This is a genomic window from Aquimarina sp. BL5, from assembly GCF_003443675.1.
Lineage (GTDB): Bacteria > Bacteroidota > Bacteroidia > Flavobacteriales > Flavobacteriaceae > Aquimarina.
On the sequence record NZ_CP031963.1, the window covers coordinates 4973199 to 4992310 of the forward strand.

12 protein-coding genes are annotated in these 19112 nt (G+C 34.6%); 9 read left to right on the forward strand and 3 right to left on the reverse strand.

Annotation, left to right across the window (positions count from 1 at the left end):
* Positions 1-34 precede the first annotated feature (34 nt).
* The 4 genes from D1818_RS20900 (at position 35) to D1818_RS20920 (ending at position 7231) form a co-directional block, all read left to right on the forward strand.
* On the forward strand, positions 35-538 hold the full coding sequence (locus tag D1818_RS20900) for a TRAP transporter small permease subunit (RefSeq protein ID WP_118461458.1): 504 nt from the start codon (positions 35-37) through the stop codon (positions 536-538).
* A complete protein-coding gene (locus tag D1818_RS20905) occupies positions 538-1884 on the forward strand; it encodes a TRAP transporter large permease subunit (protein ID WP_118461460.1) in 1347 nt (448 codons plus the stop codon). Before D1818_RS20900 ends, D1818_RS20905 begins: the two co-directional genes overlap by 1 nt.
* Before the next feature lie 601 nt (positions 1885-2485).
* Positions 2486-3589 (forward strand): TRAP transporter substrate-binding protein, encoded by a 1104-nt coding sequence (locus tag D1818_RS20915; RefSeq protein WP_118461464.1) that lies wholly within the window; start codon positions 2486-2488, stop codon positions 3587-3589.
* A 189-nt stretch (positions 3590-3778) separates the two neighbouring features.
* The gene (locus D1818_RS20920; protein ID WP_118461466.1) at positions 3779-7231 is read left to right on the forward strand and encodes a pyruvate carboxylase; all 3453 of its coding nucleotides are present in this window, start codon (positions 3779-3781) and stop codon (positions 7229-7231) included.
* Positions 7232-7301: 70 nt separating this feature from the next.
* Here D1818_RS20920 and D1818_RS20925 read toward each other — a convergent pair whose 3' ends face one another.
* Complete coding sequence (locus D1818_RS20925; protein ID WP_118461469.1) at positions 7302-10730, reverse strand: T9SS type A sorting domain-containing protein; 3429 nt, start codon at positions 10728-10730, stop codon at positions 7302-7304.
* A 316-nt stretch (positions 10731-11046) separates the two neighbouring features.
* On the opposite strand from D1818_RS20925, the gene D1818_RS20930 reads away from it, so the two are divergent.
* From D1818_RS20930 to D1818_RS20950, 5 genes are all read left to right on the forward strand, one after another.
* Positions 11047-11769: a hypothetical protein gene (locus D1818_RS20930; protein ID WP_118461471.1), complete on the forward strand. Its 723-nt coding sequence runs from the start codon at positions 11047-11049 to the stop codon at positions 11767-11769.
* Positions 11770-11951: 182 nt separating this feature from the next.
* Positions 11952-12221 carry a hypothetical protein gene (locus tag D1818_RS20935; protein WP_118461473.1) on the forward strand — a complete coding sequence of 90 codons (270 nt, stop codon included), beginning with the start codon at positions 11952-11954 and terminating at the stop codon, positions 12219-12221.
* Between the two features lie 193 nt (positions 12222-12414).
* Complete coding sequence (locus D1818_RS20940; protein ID WP_147406179.1) at positions 12415-13902, forward strand: lipase; 1488 nt, start codon at positions 12415-12417, stop codon at positions 13900-13902.
* Positions 13889-15169, forward strand: a complete 1281-nt coding sequence (locus D1818_RS20945) for a GDSL-type esterase/lipase family protein (RefSeq protein WP_118461477.1) — start codon at positions 13889-13891, stop codon at positions 15167-15169. The genes D1818_RS20940 and D1818_RS20945 overlap by 14 nt, the downstream gene beginning before the upstream one ends.
* Positions 15162-16820, forward strand: a complete 1659-nt coding sequence (locus D1818_RS20950) for an MBOAT family protein (protein ID WP_118461479.1) — start codon at positions 15162-15164, stop codon at positions 16818-16820. The genes D1818_RS20945 and D1818_RS20950 overlap by 8 nt, the downstream gene beginning before the upstream one ends.
* 644 nt (positions 16821-17464) lie before the next feature.
* Here the strand turns inward: D1818_RS20950 and D1818_RS20955 are convergent.
* Both D1818_RS20955 and D1818_RS20960 read right to left on the reverse strand, forming a co-directional pair.
* Entirely contained in the window at positions 17465-17917 is a 453-nt protein-coding gene (locus D1818_RS20955) for a hypothetical protein (protein WP_118461482.1), read from the reverse strand.
* A 274-nt stretch (positions 17918-18191) separates the two neighbouring features.
* Positions 18192-19085: a DUF6882 domain-containing protein gene (locus tag D1818_RS20960; protein WP_120752529.1), complete on the reverse strand. Its 894-nt coding sequence runs from the start codon at positions 19083-19085 to the stop codon at positions 18192-18194.
* Positions 19086-19112: the final 27 nt, after the last annotated feature.

Consider the following 19112-nt stretch of genomic DNA (forward strand, 5'->3'; position numbering starts at 1 on the left):
CTTCATCCCTTAGACAGATATCACAAATCATTAGATGCAAAAAATCATAAACTTTCTCGATTGGATTGGTGAGAAAATGGGAACTCTGGTAAGTTGGGTTGCTGTTCTTTTAGCACTTCTTATAGGATTAGATGTTATCATACGATATGTGTTTCAGTTTACGTTTATTTGGATGATTGAGACAGAGATTTATCTATTCGGAATCTTGTTTCTGGTTGGTTCTGGATACACTTTTAAGTATGGAAAACATGTGAGAGTAGATGTTTTTTATACCAAGATGTCAGAAAAAGGCAAAGCCTGGATCGATTTGTTAGGAGGTGCTTGTTTATTGATCCCTTGGTGTTATGTAGTGATTGTGTCTTCTTGGTATTACGGATTGTCGTCTTTTATGATAAGAGAATCTTCTGCGCAAACAGGAGGGTTGCCAGCTTTATATGTGCTTAAGTTTTGTATCACTTTAGGTTTTGTATTTTTACTGTTTCAAGGGATTTCTCAGATGCTAAAATCAATTCAGATCATTTTTAATAAAGATAATTAATGGAGTTTTTAGCAATTATTTTATTCGTAATTATCTTTATCTTAATCCTGAAAGGGTATCCGGTAGCTTTTACGTTAGGAGGTATTTCTGTTGCTTTTGCTTTTGGAGTTTCGATTTTCGCACCAGAATACTTTTCTATGTCTACTTTCTATTTATTACCTGCTCGGATTATGGGAGTGGTTAATAACTATGTTTTGATGGCAGTGCCCTTGTTTATCTTTATGGGGATTATGTTGGAGAAATCGGGACTTGCACAAAGTTTATTAGAAACTATGGCCATGATGTTTGGACGAATACGAGGTGGTCTGGCAATTTCTGTAGTGATTGTTGGAGCTTTATTGGCTGCTTCAACAGGCATCGTGGGAGCAACTGTAGTAACTATGGGATTAATTAGTTTGCCTACAATGCTAAAACGAGGATACAAAACGGAGTTAGCGGTAGGAGTAATTGCATCTTCAGGAACTTTGGGTCAGATTATTCCACCTTCCATTGTTTTAGTATTATTAGCAGATACGATCAATAGTTCGTCAAGAGGAGCTGCATCGGTAGATGTTGGAACATTGTTTTCTGCGGCTTTGTTTCCTGGGTTGATTTTAGTTGGATTGTATATAGTTTACATTTTGATAAAATCATTTATTCATAAAGAGGATGCGCCAAGTATTCCAGCTGAAGAAATTGCAGCATTTAGAGAAGATAATTTCATCCCTAAGGTACTTAAGGTACTCTTGTTACCTGTCTTGCTGATAGTAATTGTTTTGGGTTCGATTTTTACAGGAGTCGCTTCTCCAACAGAGGCCTCTGCAATTGGGGCATTGGGGGCAACTGCCTTAACCATTGTTCAGAAAAAGTTCTCTTTTAAAATCCTAAAAGAAGTTGCACAAGAAACCACAAAATTAACCTCCATGGTTTTTTTTATTTTGTTAGGCGCAACGACTTTTACGTTAGTATTTAGAACATTAGGAGGAGATCAATATCTTCAGGAATTAATTATGTCTTCTCAATTAACTCCTTTAATGTTTCTGTTATTAGTAATGCTGGTAATTTTCATTGCAGGGTTCTTTATTGATTTCATTGAGATTATATTCATAATAGTTCCTGTAGTAACTCCGATTTTTAATGCTTTTGATATGAATATGCTTTGGGTAGGAATTTTGATGGCATTGAATCTACAAACGTCATTTCTTACACCACCATTTGGATTTGCATTGTTTTATCTAAAAGGAGTTGCTCCAGAAACAGTTAAAACTAGTCAGATATATCGAGGGATTATTCCTTTTATTGTGATTCAGTTAATCATTGTAAGCCTAGTAATATTTTTTCCTGAGATTATCTTTAATTCGAAGTAACTTGAAGAGCCAGTAAGTGTTTTTAAGTCATAATTAAAGTTTTTTTAGGTTGTTTATTTCAGTTTTGGCAGCTTTTAATATTTTTTTAAATTTTCTCTTTTGTATCCTACATTCTGATTTCAACAAGTCAAGCTGAATTCTACAAATTAGAGATTCGCAATAATCTATGCGATTTTGAATAGGGAGTTTAGAAATAATGGTTTTATACAATTCATCTCTTTTTGTAAGTAATGGCGTACGTTTTTTTTTGAATAAATACATTTTAAGTGGGGAGTTAGATGGGTATATGTTGGTATATATTCTATAATTATTAATTTTAAGTATAATAATGATCATTGTCTAATGATCAAACTTCATTCCCTATCGAGTTTTTAAATATTAAAATTAATATAAAACTGAAGAGAACACTTCGTTATTTTTCATTAGGATCCAAATGACTTTTTTATTGAAATAAGGACGTGTTATTTTTCAGAAAGCTGAGGTTTTTTGAGAATTTTTGTAATAAGAAATAGTATTTAATTAGGAATAATTATAAATTGAAAGCGTAATGAAAATCAAAAAAATGAACTCTATTTTAATACAACTATTCCAAATATGTAGGATGAAAAGGTTATTCGTATTATTATTAATTAGTTCATTTTTTTTATCCTGTTTAGGAGAGCCTCCGGCAAGTATGAATAATCCGGCGTCTTATGATGTAACAAAACCAAATAAAGTATTTCATTGGAAAATGACAACAACCTGGCCACCTAATTTTCCGGTAGTTGGTGAAGTAGCTGAGAAGTATGCAGAATGGGTTGATGAACTCTCTAATGGACAGATTAAAATTAAAGTGTATGGAGGTGGAGAATTAGTACCACCGCTAGAAGCGTTTGATGCGGTTTCTCAGGGAACTATTGAGATGGGATGCGGAGCTGCATATTATTGGGCAGGAAAAACTCCGGCAGCGCAATTCTTTGCAGCAGTGCCTTTTGGTATGAATAGTCAGCAAATTACTTCCTGGTTAGAAGTAGGCGGTGGCTATGAGCTTTGGAAAAAGACCTACGCGAAATTTAATTTGGTGCCTTATATGGGAGGGAATACGGGAGTGCAGATGGGAGGATGGTTTAACCGGGAAATTAATTCAATAGAAGATTTTAAAGGACTAAAAATGCGTTTGCCTGGAATTGGAGGTAAAGTATTAGAAAAAGCAGGTGGAGCTGCAGTTTTGGTTGCAGGTAGTGAAATTTATACAAGTTTAGAGCGTGGTGTTATTGATGCAACAGAATGGATTGGCCCATATCATGATTATAAAATGGGATTCCATAAAATTTCGAAATATTATTATACACCAGGTTGGCATGAAACGGGTTCTCAGTTAGAGTTTTTTATTAATAAAAACCTTCATGATGGCTTACCGCCACATCTACAGGCTGTTTTGCAAGCTGCTTCTAAACGAGCTCAAGTTTGGGTGTTATCGGAGTTTGATAAACAAAACGGTATTTATCTTGATAAGTTGATGAATGAAGAAGGAGTAGAGATCAGAGAATTTTCTAAAGAAACGCTTGATGCATTAAGGGGTTTTACAGATGAAGCAATACAGGAAATGATAGGAGATGACGCTTTGTCTAAGGAAGTATATGAGAGTTATTCCAATTTTCAAAATAGAATCTCAAAATGGTCGGAAGTAACAGAGAAAGCTTACTACAATAAAATTCAGAAATAATTTCTACATTTTTTTTAATTGGAATCCATAAAAGTATTCTAGATAACACTGTAGAAGAATTAGTTAATTATTACTATAAAAATTAATTATTTGATTTATTCTGATTAAAATGTATTGGAAGTATTCTTTCTAATCAATATCTTCGCAGCGAATGTTCGCTAAATATTATTTAAACACAAAATTATTATCATGCAAATCAAAAAGGTTTTAGTTGCCAATCGAGGGGAAATAGCTATTCGAATTTTTAGAGCTTGTACGGAGATAGGTTTACAAACCGTAGGAGTTTATACCTATGAAGATAGATATTCTTTACACCGATATAAAGCAGATGAGGCTTACCAAATAGGAGCAGATAATGAGCCATTAAAACCGTATTTAAATATTGAAGCGATCATTAAGGTTGCAAAAAAGAACAACGTAGACGCAATACATCCGGGATATGGATTCCTTTCGGAAAATGCTGATTTTGCACAAAGATGTGAGGAGAATGATATTATTTTTATTGGACCTAAAGTAACAGTACTTCGTTCATTAGGTGATAAGATCATGGCTAAGGAAGTCGCTATTGCTAACGATATTCCTATTATCCAAAGTAATAAAGAGGATCTTACAGATGTAAAGGTAGCAATCAAAGAAGCAAAACGGATTGGATTTCCAGTGATGCTTAAAGCTGCTTCTGGTGGTGGAGGACGAGGAATGCGTGTAATCCGTAGTGTAGAAGAATTAGAAAAAGCGTATCCAGAATCCCAAAGAGAAGCCTTAAATGCTTTTGGAGATGATACCGTTTTTCTAGAAAAGTTCGTAGAAAATCCCAAACATATAGAAATACAGATTGTTGCCGATCATCATGGTAATATGGTACACCTTTTCGAGCGTGATTGTTCTGTGCAGCGCCGTTATCAAAAAGTGATTGAGTATGCTCCTTCTTATGGAGTTGAACAAGAAATTTTAGATAACCTATATCATTATGCTTTAACCATATGTAAAGCGGTAGATTATAATAATATAGGTACTGTAGAGTTCTTGGTGGATGATGATGGTAGTATTTATTTTATAGAAGTAAATCCTAGAGTACAAGTAGAACATACAGTTACCGAAATAGTAACGGGTATTGATTTGATCAAAGCTCAAATTTTTATTGCAGGTGGTTATAAGTTATCTGATAAACAGATCAAAATAGAAAGCCAAGAGAACCTGAAAGTAAATGGATATGCGGTACAATGTAGGATCACAACCGAAGATCCCGAAAATGACTTTAAACCTGATTACGGAACTATTACCACCTATAGAAGTGCTTCAGGATTTGGTATTCGATTAGATGCAGGGAGTGTGTATCAAGGAGTGACGATTTCGCCATTTTTTGATTCTATGCTTGTAAAGGTTTCTGCGAATAGTAGAACCTTAGATGGAGCATGTAGAAAAATGCGCAGAGCGCTTTCAGAATTTAGGATTCGTGGTGTAAGAACAAACATGCCATTTTTAGATAATATTCTGCAACATGACACTTTTAGAAAAGGAGCAGTTACGGTTAATTTTATAAGAGATACAAAAACGTTATTCGCGATTAAAGAATCTCGAAATAGAGCTACCAAACTAGCTAATTTTTTAGGAGATATTATCGTAAATGGTAATCCTGATGTAAAGACAGTGGATCCAACAAAAACTTTTGTTCTTCCTAAGGTTCCGGAATTTGATCAAACGAACGGATATAAAAAAGGGACCAAAGATTTATTAACGGAATTGGGACCTGAGAAGTTTGCAGCTTGGTTAAAAAATGAAAAGAAAGTTCATTTTACAGATACCACGATGCGAGATGCGCATCAGAGTTTATTGGCTACTAGAATGCGTACTTATGATATGCAAAAAGTGGCAGAAGGATTTGCTAAAAACCATCCAGAAGTTTTTAGTATGGAAGTTTGGGGTGGAGCAACTTTTGATGTTTGCCTTAGGTTTTTAAGAGAAAATCCCTGGGAACGCCTTCGAGCTTTAAGAAAAGCAATGCCTAATCTCCTATTACAGATGTTAATTCGAGGATCTAATGGAGTAGGATATACTGCTTATCCTGATAATTTGATAGGAAAGTTTGTCGAGCAATCTTGGGAGAATGGAGTAGATGTTTTCAGAATTTTTGATTCATTAAATTGGATGAAATCTATTGCTCCATGTATAGAACATGTGAGAACTAGAACACAAGGTTTGGCTGAAGGTTCTTTATGTTACACCGGAGATATCTTAGATCCCAAGAGAACTAAATATACCTTGGAGTATTACGTGCAATTGGCAAAGGATATTGAGAATGCGGGTGCGCATATATTAGGAATTAAAGATATGGCAGGTTTATTAAAACCATACGCAGCTTATGAGTTAGTTTCAGCATTAAAATCTGAAATTAATATTCCTATTCATTTACATACTCACGACACATCTTCTGTGCAATCGGCAACCTATTTAAAGGCTATCGAAGCAGGAGTAGATGTCGTGGATGTTGCTTTAGGAGGACTTTCCGGATTAACTGCACAACCTAATTTTAACGCAATTATGGAAATGCTTAGGTTTCATGACCGAGAAAATTCAATGGACATGACAAAGCTAAATGAATATTCTAATTATTGGGAAGCCGTTCGCGAATATTATTATGTTTTCGAATCTGGTCTGAAGGCAGGAACAGGAGAAGTATATCAACACGAAATTCCGGGAGGGCAGTATTCTAATTTGAAACCACAAGCACAAGGATTAGGATTGGCTGATCGTTTTCATGAGATAACTAAGATGTATGGTGAAGTCAATACATTGTTTGGTGATATTGTGAAGGTAACACCAAGTTCTAAAGTGGTTGGGGATATGGCGCAATATCTGGTAAGTAATAATCTAACGATAGCAGATGTAAAAGAACGAGGAGAAACTATTTCTTTTCCGCAATCTGTAGTTAATCTGTTCAAAGGAGAATTAGGACAACCCGAAGGAGGATTTCCGAAAGATCTTCAAAAATCAATACTAAAAGATCAGAAGCCATTTACCAATAGACCAAATGCACATCTGGAACCAGTAGATTTTGAAACAGAGTTTAAAGATTTTGTGAAAATCTTTAAGAAAGGAATGGGTAGAGAACTGGATATTACAGATTTTCTTTCATATAAGTTATACCCAAAGGTGTTTACCGGAGCATATAATCACCATCTTAAGTACGGAAATGTCATGAATATTCCGACTAAAAACTTCTTTTACGGAATGACTCCTGGGGAAGAGATTATCATAGAATTAGATAAAGGTAAAATCTTATTGATCGAACTAATCTCAATCGGAGAGCCTCATGATGATGGGATGGTAACCATATTCTTTAAAGTAAATGGTCAGACAAGAAACGTAGAGATTAAAGATAACTCTATTAAAGTAGATAAAGTTGTACACGCAAAAGTAGATAAATCAGATACTAAGCAGATAGGAGCTCCATTGCAAGGATCCTTATCCTCTGTATTGGTAAAGACTGGTCAGGAAATAAAGAAGAACGATCCATTGTTTATTATAGAAGCTATGAAAATGGAAACTACTATTACTGCTAATGAAGATGCGACTGTTAAAAAAATAGTTCTTAAATCTGGCACGATGGTAGAAGCAGATGATTTGGTGATAACCTTGAAATAATATTTTTTCACCTATTAAAACAAAAGCCTCTTAGAAAACTAAGAGGCTTTTGTTTTAATTTAATAAGATGCTATTCTTTAATAATTCGTTTTATAATATTTCCTTTTTCACCTTCAATATTAATAAAATATACTCCAGAACTTAATTCGGAAATATCAAAAGGATTATTAAGTGTTTCGAACACTTTCTTACCTATTATATTATATACCATCACCTTTTTTATGGGAATTGAAATATTAATTAAACTTTTTGTAGGAATAGGATATACACGTAACTGATCAATCGTAAGTTCTTCCTCTTCCGTACTAAGAGTTGCAACAGCAAAACAAGAAGATCTTTCCATGCACCCATTTATTGTTATTTCTACCCCGTAATTACCATTTTCAGTAGCAGTAAAAGATTGGTTGTTTTCTCCAATAATAGGTGTATCCGTATCACAGTTAATCCATTGATAGAATCCTCCATTTGTAGTAGCGGTAAAAGTAGGCGCAGAAGAATCGTCTACTGAAGTATCTGGTAAGTCAAATACTTCGATGTTATCCGAAGCAGCATTAGCACATCCATTAGCGTCAGTAAGGTTATATGTTATTGTATGAATACCGACTCCAGCAGTTGCAGGATCAAAAGAAAATGTCATTCCGTTGCCATCATCTGTAACTCCAGTTCCTGAATATACGCCGCCCGTTGCAGTTCCACCGTTTAATCCTGATTGTGTACCTGCGTCAATACACAGATCCGCAGGAGCAGTAAATGTTACTGTTGGAAGATCAAATACTTCTATAGTATCAGATGCTGAATTAGCACATCCATTAGCATCCGTAAGGCTGTATGTTATTGTTTGAATACCCACACCAGCTACTACTGGATCAAAAGAGAATGTCATTCCGTTGCCATCATCTGTAACTCCAGCTCCTGAATATATACCACCCGTTGCAGTTCCACCGCTTAATCCAGTTTGTATACCTGCGTCAATACACAGATCAGCAGGAACCGTAAACGTTACTGTTGGTACATCAAATACTTCTATCGTATCAGATGCTGAATTATCACATCCATTAGTATCCGTAAAGCTGTATGTTATTGTATGAACACCTACACCAGCAGTTACAGGATCAAAAGAAAAAGTTATTCCATTACTATTGTCTGTCACTCCAGTTCCTGAATATACACCGCCAGTTGCATTTCCGCCGCTTAATCCAGTTTGTATACCTGCATCAATACACAGATCTGCAGGAGCAGTAAATGTTACTGTTGGTACATCAAATACTTCTATCGTATCAGATGCTGAATTAGCACATCCATTAGCATTTGTAAAGTTATATGTTATTGTATGAACACCCACATCAGCAGTTGCAGGATCAAAAGAGAAAGTCATTCCGTTACCATCGTCGGTAACTCCAGTTCCTGAATATATACCACCAGTTGCAGTTCCACCGCTTAATCCTGATTGTGTACCTGCGTCAATACACAGATCTGCAGGAGCTGTAAATGTTACTGTTGGTACATCAAATACTTCTATAGTATCAGATGCTGAATTATCACATCCATTAGCATCCGTAAAACTATATGTTATGGTATGTATACCCACACCAGCAGTTGCAGGATCAAAAGAAAAAGTCATTCCGTTACCATTATCAGTAACTCCAGGGCCTGAATATACACCGCCCGTTGCAGTTCCACCGCTTAATCCAGTTTGTATACCTGCGTCAATACACAGATCAGCAGGAGCTGTAAATGTTACTGTTGGTACATCAAATACTTCTATCGTATCAGATGCTGAATTAGCACATCCATTAGCATCCGTAAAGCTGTATGTTATTGTATGAACACCTACACCAGCAGTTGTAGGATCAAAAGAAAAAGTCATTCCGTTACCATTGTCAGTAACTCCAGTTCCAGAATATACACCACCAGTTGCAGTTCCGCCGCTTAATCCAGTTTGTATACCTGCATCAACACACAGATCGGCAGGAGCTGTAAATGTTACGGTTGGTAAGTCAAATACTTCTATCGTATCGGATGCTGAATTATCACATCCATTAGCATCCGTAAAACTATATGTTATTGTATGGATACCCACACCAGCAGTTGCAGGATCAAAAGAGAATGTCATTCCGTTACCATTGTCCATAACTCCAGTTCCAGAATATACACCACCAGTTGCAGTTCCACCGCTTAATCCTGATTGTGTACCTGCGTCAATACACAGATCAGCAGGAGCTGTAAATGTTACTGTTGGAAGATCAAATACTTCTATCGTATCAGATGCTGAATTAGCACATCCATTAGCATTCGTAAAGCTGTATGTTATGGTATGAATACCTACACCAGCAGTTGCAGGATTAAAAGAGAAAGTCATTCCATTACTATTATCAGTCACTCCAGTTCCAGAATATACACCACCAGTTGCAGTTCCGCCGCTTAATCCAGTTTGTATACCTGCATCAACACACAGATCGGCAGGAGCTGTAAATGTTACGGTTGGTAAGTCAAATACTTCTATCGTATCACTAACACTATCATTGCAAGTACCGGAGCTTGTATATGTTATTGTGTGTGTGCCTACACCAGCAGTTGCAGGATCAAAAGAATAGGTTGTTCCATTGCCATCATCCGTTATACCAGGTCCGGTATACGTTCCTCCTGTAGGAGTTCCACCACTTAATCCGTTTTGTATGCCGGCATCTAAACATAAATCTGCAGGAGTTGTGAATGCAACAATATCATTTGCAGTAACATTAACATTAACGTTTCCACAGGAACCAGGAATCACACATAAACCACCTTCTCCTCTAACAAAATAGGTAGTACTTGGTGCAGATGCTGTTACTACAAAAGTAGTAGATGTTGTAGTTCCTATTTCTGTACCACCACAAGATCCTGTATATATGTGCCATGCTGTTGCATCGTTAAGATTTCCGGAAATTGTAAGTGTGGCATTATTGCCGTCACAAATTGTTGATGGAGCAAAAGTTACCATCGGTACATCTGGATCAGTACATGGAATAGCAGTAAGATCCAATGAGAATAATAAATCAGTTCCGGGTTGAGCAGTTCCTGCAGAATAGCGTTGTCCATTTGGATAATCAGGATCAGTCTCATCATCGAACACGATAAGTGCGGTACTGGATATATCGAATGTGTATTGCTGTCCAGCTATTAGAATTATGTTTAATGAAGAAAAATCAAATACGGAATAGTCGTTTGCAAAATCTGTTGAAGGAGATGTAGTTTGATTAAGTAAAGTTCCCAAAACAGATCCGCCATAACCTTCACCACTGCGTATAGTGACTGTTGCATTTACACTATTGTTTAGTGCTGGAACGCCAATAGTGTTTAAAATTCCGTTACAAGTAGGTGTAAAACTTTGGCCAGTTGAACCATCAATTGCACCATTAGTTACGCCAACAAGAGTTTCATCAATATTTTCTGTGGAACATTGACCATTGCTAGTATGTGCAATAAAGAATATTGCAATTACAAGTATAATTTTTTTCACTTTCTAAGTATTTTAAATACACCTTTTTGAGTTATTAACAACGTGTTTAAAAGTTATTAACAATGTAGATAGGGGCTTATTTATATAAGGATGTCTACTATTATGACTCTAAGGTTATTAAATATTTACAGCGTAAAGATAGATAATTATTTTTTGTTAATAACTTTAACAGTTAAATAGACTCGTTTGGTGGTTAATTTTGTCAATAATTATATCCTGATCAGTTTAGATAAGCGGTTCCATTTTGTATATATATTAATATCAAGGCTTTTGGAAATGCTAGTGTAAAATACTTGAGTTTCATTACTTTTACCGAATGCTATATTTTTTAATTATCGCTTTACAAGCATTTTGTATTTATCACGCTATCAAGAATAGAAATGAGCATTATTGGTACTTTTTGATTTTATTTTTACCGGTTGTCGGTAGTATTATCTATTTAGTCACCCAGGTTTTTAATAAAAAAGATCTTGATGTGGTTCAAAATGAGATTGTAAGTGTGATTAATCCTACTAAGAAAGTAAACGATCTTAGAAAGCAAGTAGAATTTGCAGACACCTTTCAGAATCGAGTGCATCTTGGAGATGCGTTCTATGAAATCGGTGACTATAACGCAGGTATAGGAGAATACGAAATAGCTGTAAAGGGTAATTATGATCAGGATGCTGGTGTTGTTAAAAAAATACTCGAAGGGTGTTATAAAACAAGTCAATTCGATAAAGTGATTTTTTGTGCAGAGAAAATAAACTCTAGATCAGATTTTAGAGGTACTAGAAGTCAGTTTCTTTATGGTTTGGCGTTAGAAGAAAAAGGAAGATCTGAAGAGGCAGAAGAAAACCTAAGACCAATTGATCAACGGTATTCTAATTATGAAGAGCGCTATACTTTGGCTCAATTTTTTGTTGAGAAAGGAAAAATTTCAGAAGCTAAAGATATTTTAGAAGAGGTCATATTAGAATCCCAAAATATGTCGAAACCTAACCAAAATAAGTATCGGGAAGTAGTAAACGATGTAAAGAAGTTAATGTCTTCATTATAATAATGAAATGTTATGTTTCTTGATAGAGGTTGATTTTTCCCTAAATTATACTATCTTTAAGTATAAGGAATTTCATTTTGATTAATAGTTTAACCATCTATTAAAACTATTCCTTACAGAGGCAAAACCTTGATTGCCTTTATAATAGTTCAAGGAATATTAATATTAATTCATTTTTTATTATGTTTAAAAATCTCTTAAAACTAAACGGGGCTCAGGCAATTACTAAAAAAGAACAAGAAACAATTAATGGTGGTGGATCGTCACGAGGCAATTGCTACCCATTCTTTCATTTGGGCCCCTGTAGATTAAACTGCAACTGTCCAGGAACTACCGCTAGACAACCATCAGGAGCAAGTCAGTATTGTCTTCTGAATTACCCAGCAATTATTCACAATGCTAGCCAGTGCGGTGGTGGATCCGGTGGTGGTGGAGGCCCAATATTTGCATAAATAAAACGCTATAGTTTAATTATACGCTGCAATGGAAACATTGCAGCTTTTTTTATATAAAGTAAAATGTGCTATATCTTTTCTTTACTATAGGCTAATAATTTCTTTGCATTTCGCAAAAACTTTCTATTTTTACAAAAATCAATAGCCCCCGATAACTTTGAAAATCAAACCTATTCAAATATCCTTGTTTTTGATACTCGTATTGGGTGGATTATTTGGGTTAATGTTTTTAAGCGAAAAAGGAGGAATCCAAAAAGAGCAAATACAAGAAGATGGTTTCTCTTACGAAGGAATTTCTGTTAAGTACCCTACATACAAAACTTTCTTAGCCTTAGAACAAGACTCATCACTTATCAGGAAACAAGATATTCTTAAAGTTACTGAAACAGTTATACCCGTAGCGGATGAAGCGGATATAGAACCAGAAACCCTAACTGCTGATGGGGTTGCCAAAAAAGATAGTCTTCAGAGGCCTGATTTTTCCAAAATTGATACCACAAGAATTGAAAGAATCAGATATCCTGCTGATAACCCTAATTTTGCCGAAGAATTAAAAGCTAAATTATCTTCTAGATCTTGTAGAATTATTCATTACGGAGATTCTCAGATTGAAGGAGATAGGATTACAGGGTACGTTAGAAATAGATTACAGGGGATGTATGGTGGGAGTGGTCCTGGGTTTATTCCTGTGAAACCAGTATATAAACAAATTGCAGCGATAGTAAAGCCAAGTGAAAACTGGTTTAGATATGCAAGATTTGATCCTACACAGAAAAAATTTAAGCATAGAAAGTACGGTGCATATATGTCTGTTTCTAGATTTACAGAACATAAAAAGACACTTCCGGACAGTATTACATTAGATTCGTTACCCGTAGTAAAGGCTTCTGTAACCATTGGTAAATCTAAAAAAGCATATGCTAAATTCAGAAGATTTACGAATATAGGATTGCACTATGGTAATTGTAATTTTCCAATAAAAATTTCCGTCTATAATGAAGGAAAGTTAATACAACAAGATAGTTTGATTCCCGATGGGAAATATCATAAATACAAGATAAAAACCAATACCACTCCTAGTAATTTAAAAATTGAATTAGAAGGAAAAATAAGTGCTGATTTTTATGGAGTAACCTTAGATGGAGGATCAAGAGTGCAGATGGATAATGTGGCTATGCGAGGTTCTTCGGGGACGATTTTTTCTAGTACAAATGCTGCTATCTATGGGCAGATGACGAGGAATTTAAAACCTAAGATCATCATCATGCAGTATGGAGGAAATACAATGCCGTATCTTAAGGATTCTACAAAAGTGGATAATTATGCTAAATCTATCGTCAATCAAATAAACTGGTTAAGACGTAGAACTAAAAATGTAAGCTTTATATTTATCGGGCCTACAGATATGTGTCTTCCTGTAAATGGTAAGATGGAAACATATCCTTTACTACCATATCTTAATGCTAAACTAATGGAAACTTGTTCTCAGAATAATGTTGCGTATTGGAGTATGTATGATGCTATGGGAGGAAAAGGATCTATGCCGTTTTGGGTAGAAGAAAAGCTTACTGCTAACGATTATATGCATTTTACCTGGAAAGGAACCAAAATTATTTCGGAATTATTTTTTACAGCGTTATACCTTGACCTAAAAGAAGAACCAAATGATGAAACATAAAATAGTATTATTTTGTTTGTTCTTAGTGAGTTCTTCCATAATGGCTCAGGATTATGTGTTGGATACAATTCAGAATAAATATCCTTTTGTGAATTGGAAAGCTAATCAGATTAAGTTTGTAGAAAATGCTCCTTCTTTTGCCAAGCTATTTCGTAAGCTTGATACTATTGCTAAAGGAAGTGAAGAAGATGTTCATATTTTTCATATTGGCGGATCACATATTCAGGCAGATATTTATTCGAATAGATTGAGAACATATTTACAGCATATGAGTCCGACCGCAAAAGGACAGCGAGGATTTATTTATCCTTATAAAATTGCTGGTACGAATAATCCAAGTAATTATAATGTAGAGTTCGATGGGAAATGGAAAGGATATCGCTGTTCCATAAAAAAAGATAGTGTAGCTTGGGGGATGGCAGGTGTTAGTGCAGTTTTTAAAGATTCTGTTGCTAATATAAAAATCAAAGCTAATCATAGAGGGTATGATGCGCAGCAATATGATTTTAATAGGATCAGAGTCTTTTATGATAATTGGAGCGATGACTATGAAATTAATTTTAAAGAATCAGGATTAATTGCAGATACTAAAGTAAATAAAGAAGCTCATTTTATTGAGTTTGTACTCACCCAAACATTAGAAGAATTAGAGTTTTGTGTACAAAGGATTGGAAATCCTGAAAACCCAGAATTTTTAATGATGGGGATGGAATTAATGAATGATAATAGAGGCGTAGAATATACGACGATAGGGGTAAATGGTGCTAGTTTTAACTATTACAATCGGTGTAAGTATTTTGACAATCAATTGATGTTGTATAAACCGGATTTATTTATAGTTTCTGTTGGGACTAACGATGGGTACCATCCTGATTTTAAGCCAGATGAATACAGAAAATATTATGAAAATCTTATTTTAATGGCCCAAAAAGCTAATCCTGATTGTGCAGTCTTACTTACAGTACCTAATGATTCTTATTATAAGCGGAAATACCCAAATCCTAGAACAAGAGTGATGCAGAAGATTATCTATGACTTGGCAAAGAAGCATAAGATGGCAGTTTGGGATTTTTATGAAATAATGGGAGGTTTTAATTCCTCCAAAGATTGGTATCAGAATAAATTGATGCCTAGAGATAGAATACATTTTACACAGTTGGGATATAGAATTAAAGCAGATTTACTATTACAGGCATTGACTAATTCGTGGGAAAAAGAATTACAGTTAGCGCCAAATTCTGTTTTGAATCAAATTATTAATGAATAGATTAAAAGATATTTTTTCTTTTTCAGAGGATTTTCCTTTGATATTTACGCAAGCAGATTTCTGGATATTCTTTGCAGTAATCTACTTTTTGTATGCAATAGTATATCGTAAAAAGAGCCTACGTAGTGCGTATCTTTTTGCCATTAGCTTATTGTTTTATTATAAGACGAGTGGATTGTTTATTGGGATTTTACTTTTTAGTACCGTAAACGATTTCTTTTTGGGTAAAGCAATATATCATAGCAAATCCATTATAGTAAAGAAATTTCTGGTTGCCTTTAGTGTCATCGTAAATTTAGGAACACTTTGTTATTTTAAGTATGCCTACTTCTTTACAGAATCATATAACAATCTTTTTAATACAGATTATGAGGTAATCAATTATCTGGCTCAGTTTGCTAATACTTGGGCAAGTGTAGATTACTTTACTGTTGATACGATTATATTACCCGTAGGAATTTCTTTTTATACTTTCCAGACAATAAGTTATAGTGTTGATATTTATAGGAAACAGATAAAACCGTTGAATTCTATTATTGATTTTGGTTTTTTCGTAAGTTTCTTCCCTCAGTTAGTTGCGGGTCCTATTGTTCGTGCAGCCGATTTTGTGCCACAGATCAGAAAAGAAATTAATATTACCAAAGAAGATTTTGGTAATGCAACTTTTATGATTCTTAAGGGACTGATTAAAAAGATGCTTTTTGCAGATTTTATAGCCATGAATTTTATGGATCGAGTATTTGATGTTCCAGAAATGTTTTCTGGATTTACTAATATTATGGCAATGTTCGGATATTCATTGCAGATTTATGGTGATTTCTCAGGATACACAGATATTGCTATTGGATTAGCATTGCTCATGGGATATAAATTACCAGTTAACTTTAATTCACCTTATAAAGCTATACATTGTGGAGATTTCTGGAAACGGTGGCACATATCACTATCCAGTTGGTTAAAAGATTACCTATATATCCCAATAGGAGGGAACCAAAACGGAAGTATTTTCTCTTATATATTTATTATTATTTTTACATTTTTAGGAGCATTGGCATTTGCAGATTTTGGGGTGGCTATTATTGCCACTTCTATAATAGGAGGGCTACTTGTTATTACCGTTTTTTCATCTAAAATCGCCTGGCATTTTAATAGAAATGTGAATATTATGATTACCATGTTGGTCGGAGGGTTATGGCACGGAGCATCTTGGAAATTTGTGATCTGGGGAGGACTTAACGGTCTAGGAGTTGTTGCTTATAAATATTGGCGACAAATAAGCCCTTACGAAAACTCTAATGCGTGGTTAGCGACTATCTGGAAGATTACCTTTACTTTTATTTTCATCACCTTTACCCGAATTTATTTTAGAGGGAATAGTATGGATCATATCGATCGTTTTTATCAGTCCATAATGACCAATATGGATTGGACAAATGCATTAGCAGTACTTTGGGAATATAGAGTGGTTTTTATTGTAATGCTGATCGGATATATTACACATTGGTTACCCTATAAAACAAAAGATTGGTTGCTAGATCAGTTTATAAAAAGTAATATCGTGATTAAAGGATTAATAGCAACCATCGTTGCTATTATCTGCTATCAAACGTATGCTGCCGATTTTCAACCATTTATTTATTTTCAGTTTTAGATAGCGTATTGTTATTGGGTATCTTGGTCTTCGACAAGCTCAGACTGACAGTTTCGAGACCTGTCCGCCTCAGGAGGACCGCTTAGCTCTCAACCCTCATTAACTTCTTTTCTCCTGTCTTCTCATTTCTCACAAACTTATCACTCATCACTTTGTACTTATTACTTTGTACTAACTACTCATAAATAACATCCCTCTAACCCACTTCTAAAGGGGGATTTCGGACTTCGGACTTCGAGAGCCTCAGTCCTCAACCTTCTTTACTCCTTAACTAATACGTCACATCGAGTGTCCGCCTCTGGCGGATGTATCGAGATGCTATCTGGGTAAAAAAGTTGATAATTAGTTGATGGTTTGCCAAAATGAGGTCGCGTCTGTTATATTCAAATTTGAGTGATTTATACTCAATTTTGAATGTTTTTTGCTCAATTTTGAATGTTTTTTGCTCAATTTTGAGTGATTTATACTCAAGTTTGAGTGTTTTATACTCAAATTCGAGTCTTTTATATTCAGTTTTGAATGTTTTATACTCAACGACGAGTGTTTTATACTCAAATTCCAGTATCAGATATTCATAAAAAAACCAGAAAGACTCAAGGACGTATCTTTCTGGTGATGTTACCGGATTTTCTTGATTGAAAAAATTATTTTTTAGAAAACCGCTTTTTTAAATCCTCATAAATCGGTTTGGCGCTAGGTACTCCTTTTTTGTTGGCTTCATTTACCTGTCCGTAGTACAATAATGCAGCTTGTAGGGCTTCACTGCCGGCTAATAGTCGCGTGTCATCTACATCAGAAAACAATTGTTCCAGCACATTAGCAATAGGTGTTAATTGAGATACTACGGTTTCATCTTTTAAGAACTCGTCTTTATCCATATAGCCTGGCATAAACTCTGGATTGGTTTCTGTATATCCTTTTACCTTTTGTACCGTAGGTAAGGATTTATCTCCCATTTTAAAAAGCCCTGATCGTTCGTTTGCGGTTAACGCCTGTAAAAAAGGGGCTAACGCAGTTTTGCATTCTTGTAGTTTAGTAGCTACTTCATCAATAGTTTCTTGTGGAATGACTACACTAATTTGGTTCTCTTGTGCCATACGTTCAATTTTTTTATAATTAGTATTCTTATTACACCCGCTTTTGTAGCGAGTCACTATACCATTGTGTATGGAACCATAGAATTGTTACCAGTGTTTTTGGAATTTTTTTTTGGAAAGTTGGGTTTTTTGATGGTTGATGGTTTGACTTTGCCTGAATAGGGTTGGGGTGTATGGGGCTTGCGTATGAGTTGTGGTATATCGTTTCCTGAATGTTGAATTTGCCTATTGAAGTCAACATATGCAATATACAAATTGTTGTAGCTAGTTTTTTTTAATATTCATTAATTATCGTTTTATCTCCTTTTTCATTTACATCAATCTCATAAGCATAACTTTCGGTTGTCCATCCTAAGTCAGTTGTATACATAACAAAATATCGATTATCATTAGTCTTAAACTCTAGCCACTTAAGAATTGATTTTTCATCAAAGTCGCAAGGCCAAGACAATGAAGGGAAGAAATACGTATCTTCATTTAGCCAATATTTTAAATGGACTTCTTTTATTCTTTTAAATGCTTCATCAGATTCAATCTCTCCATCATTATAAAGCTTGTTTACTGCTAATTTTTCTTTGTGAAACTCTCTAATCCGACTGATGTTATTTGTATTCTCCAAAACCTGAATATGATTTTTAGGTTTAATCACTTTAATTTCTTTTCCATTCTTAAAAATGCTAATCTCTAAAAGTGAATAGTAAATTATTGTATTATCCTGACGTTGATTGTCAAATCCATTGGCGTCTATATGAAAACTAAATAGCGATAGTAGATCTTTAATAAAATCTGTATCTGATTTGAATTTGTTCTTCTGATATTTCTTTGGTAAAGTTTCTCTAAACGAATCTACTTTATCATTTAAATTTTTATTAATTGAAGAGTTTTTGTCCGCCCATAGAAATGTTTTATCATCAAGATTAAAAGTTCCTAAAATTTTTGGTATTGCAATTACTTCATATCCATTTTCCTCAATTATATACTTAACTTCTCCTTTCGTTTGGTCAAACAAATACTCATTTGTCGGTTGCATATTCCAAACAATTCTTTGGTACATATTTCTTAAACTCAAATCAGAGTTCGCTTCTGAAAATCTAGTTTCCAAGTTAGATTGACCTTTAGAAAAAAATGAAAGCATAATTAATATTATTGTCAAGGTTGATTTTTGCATTTTGTTTAATTAGCTATAACGATTAAT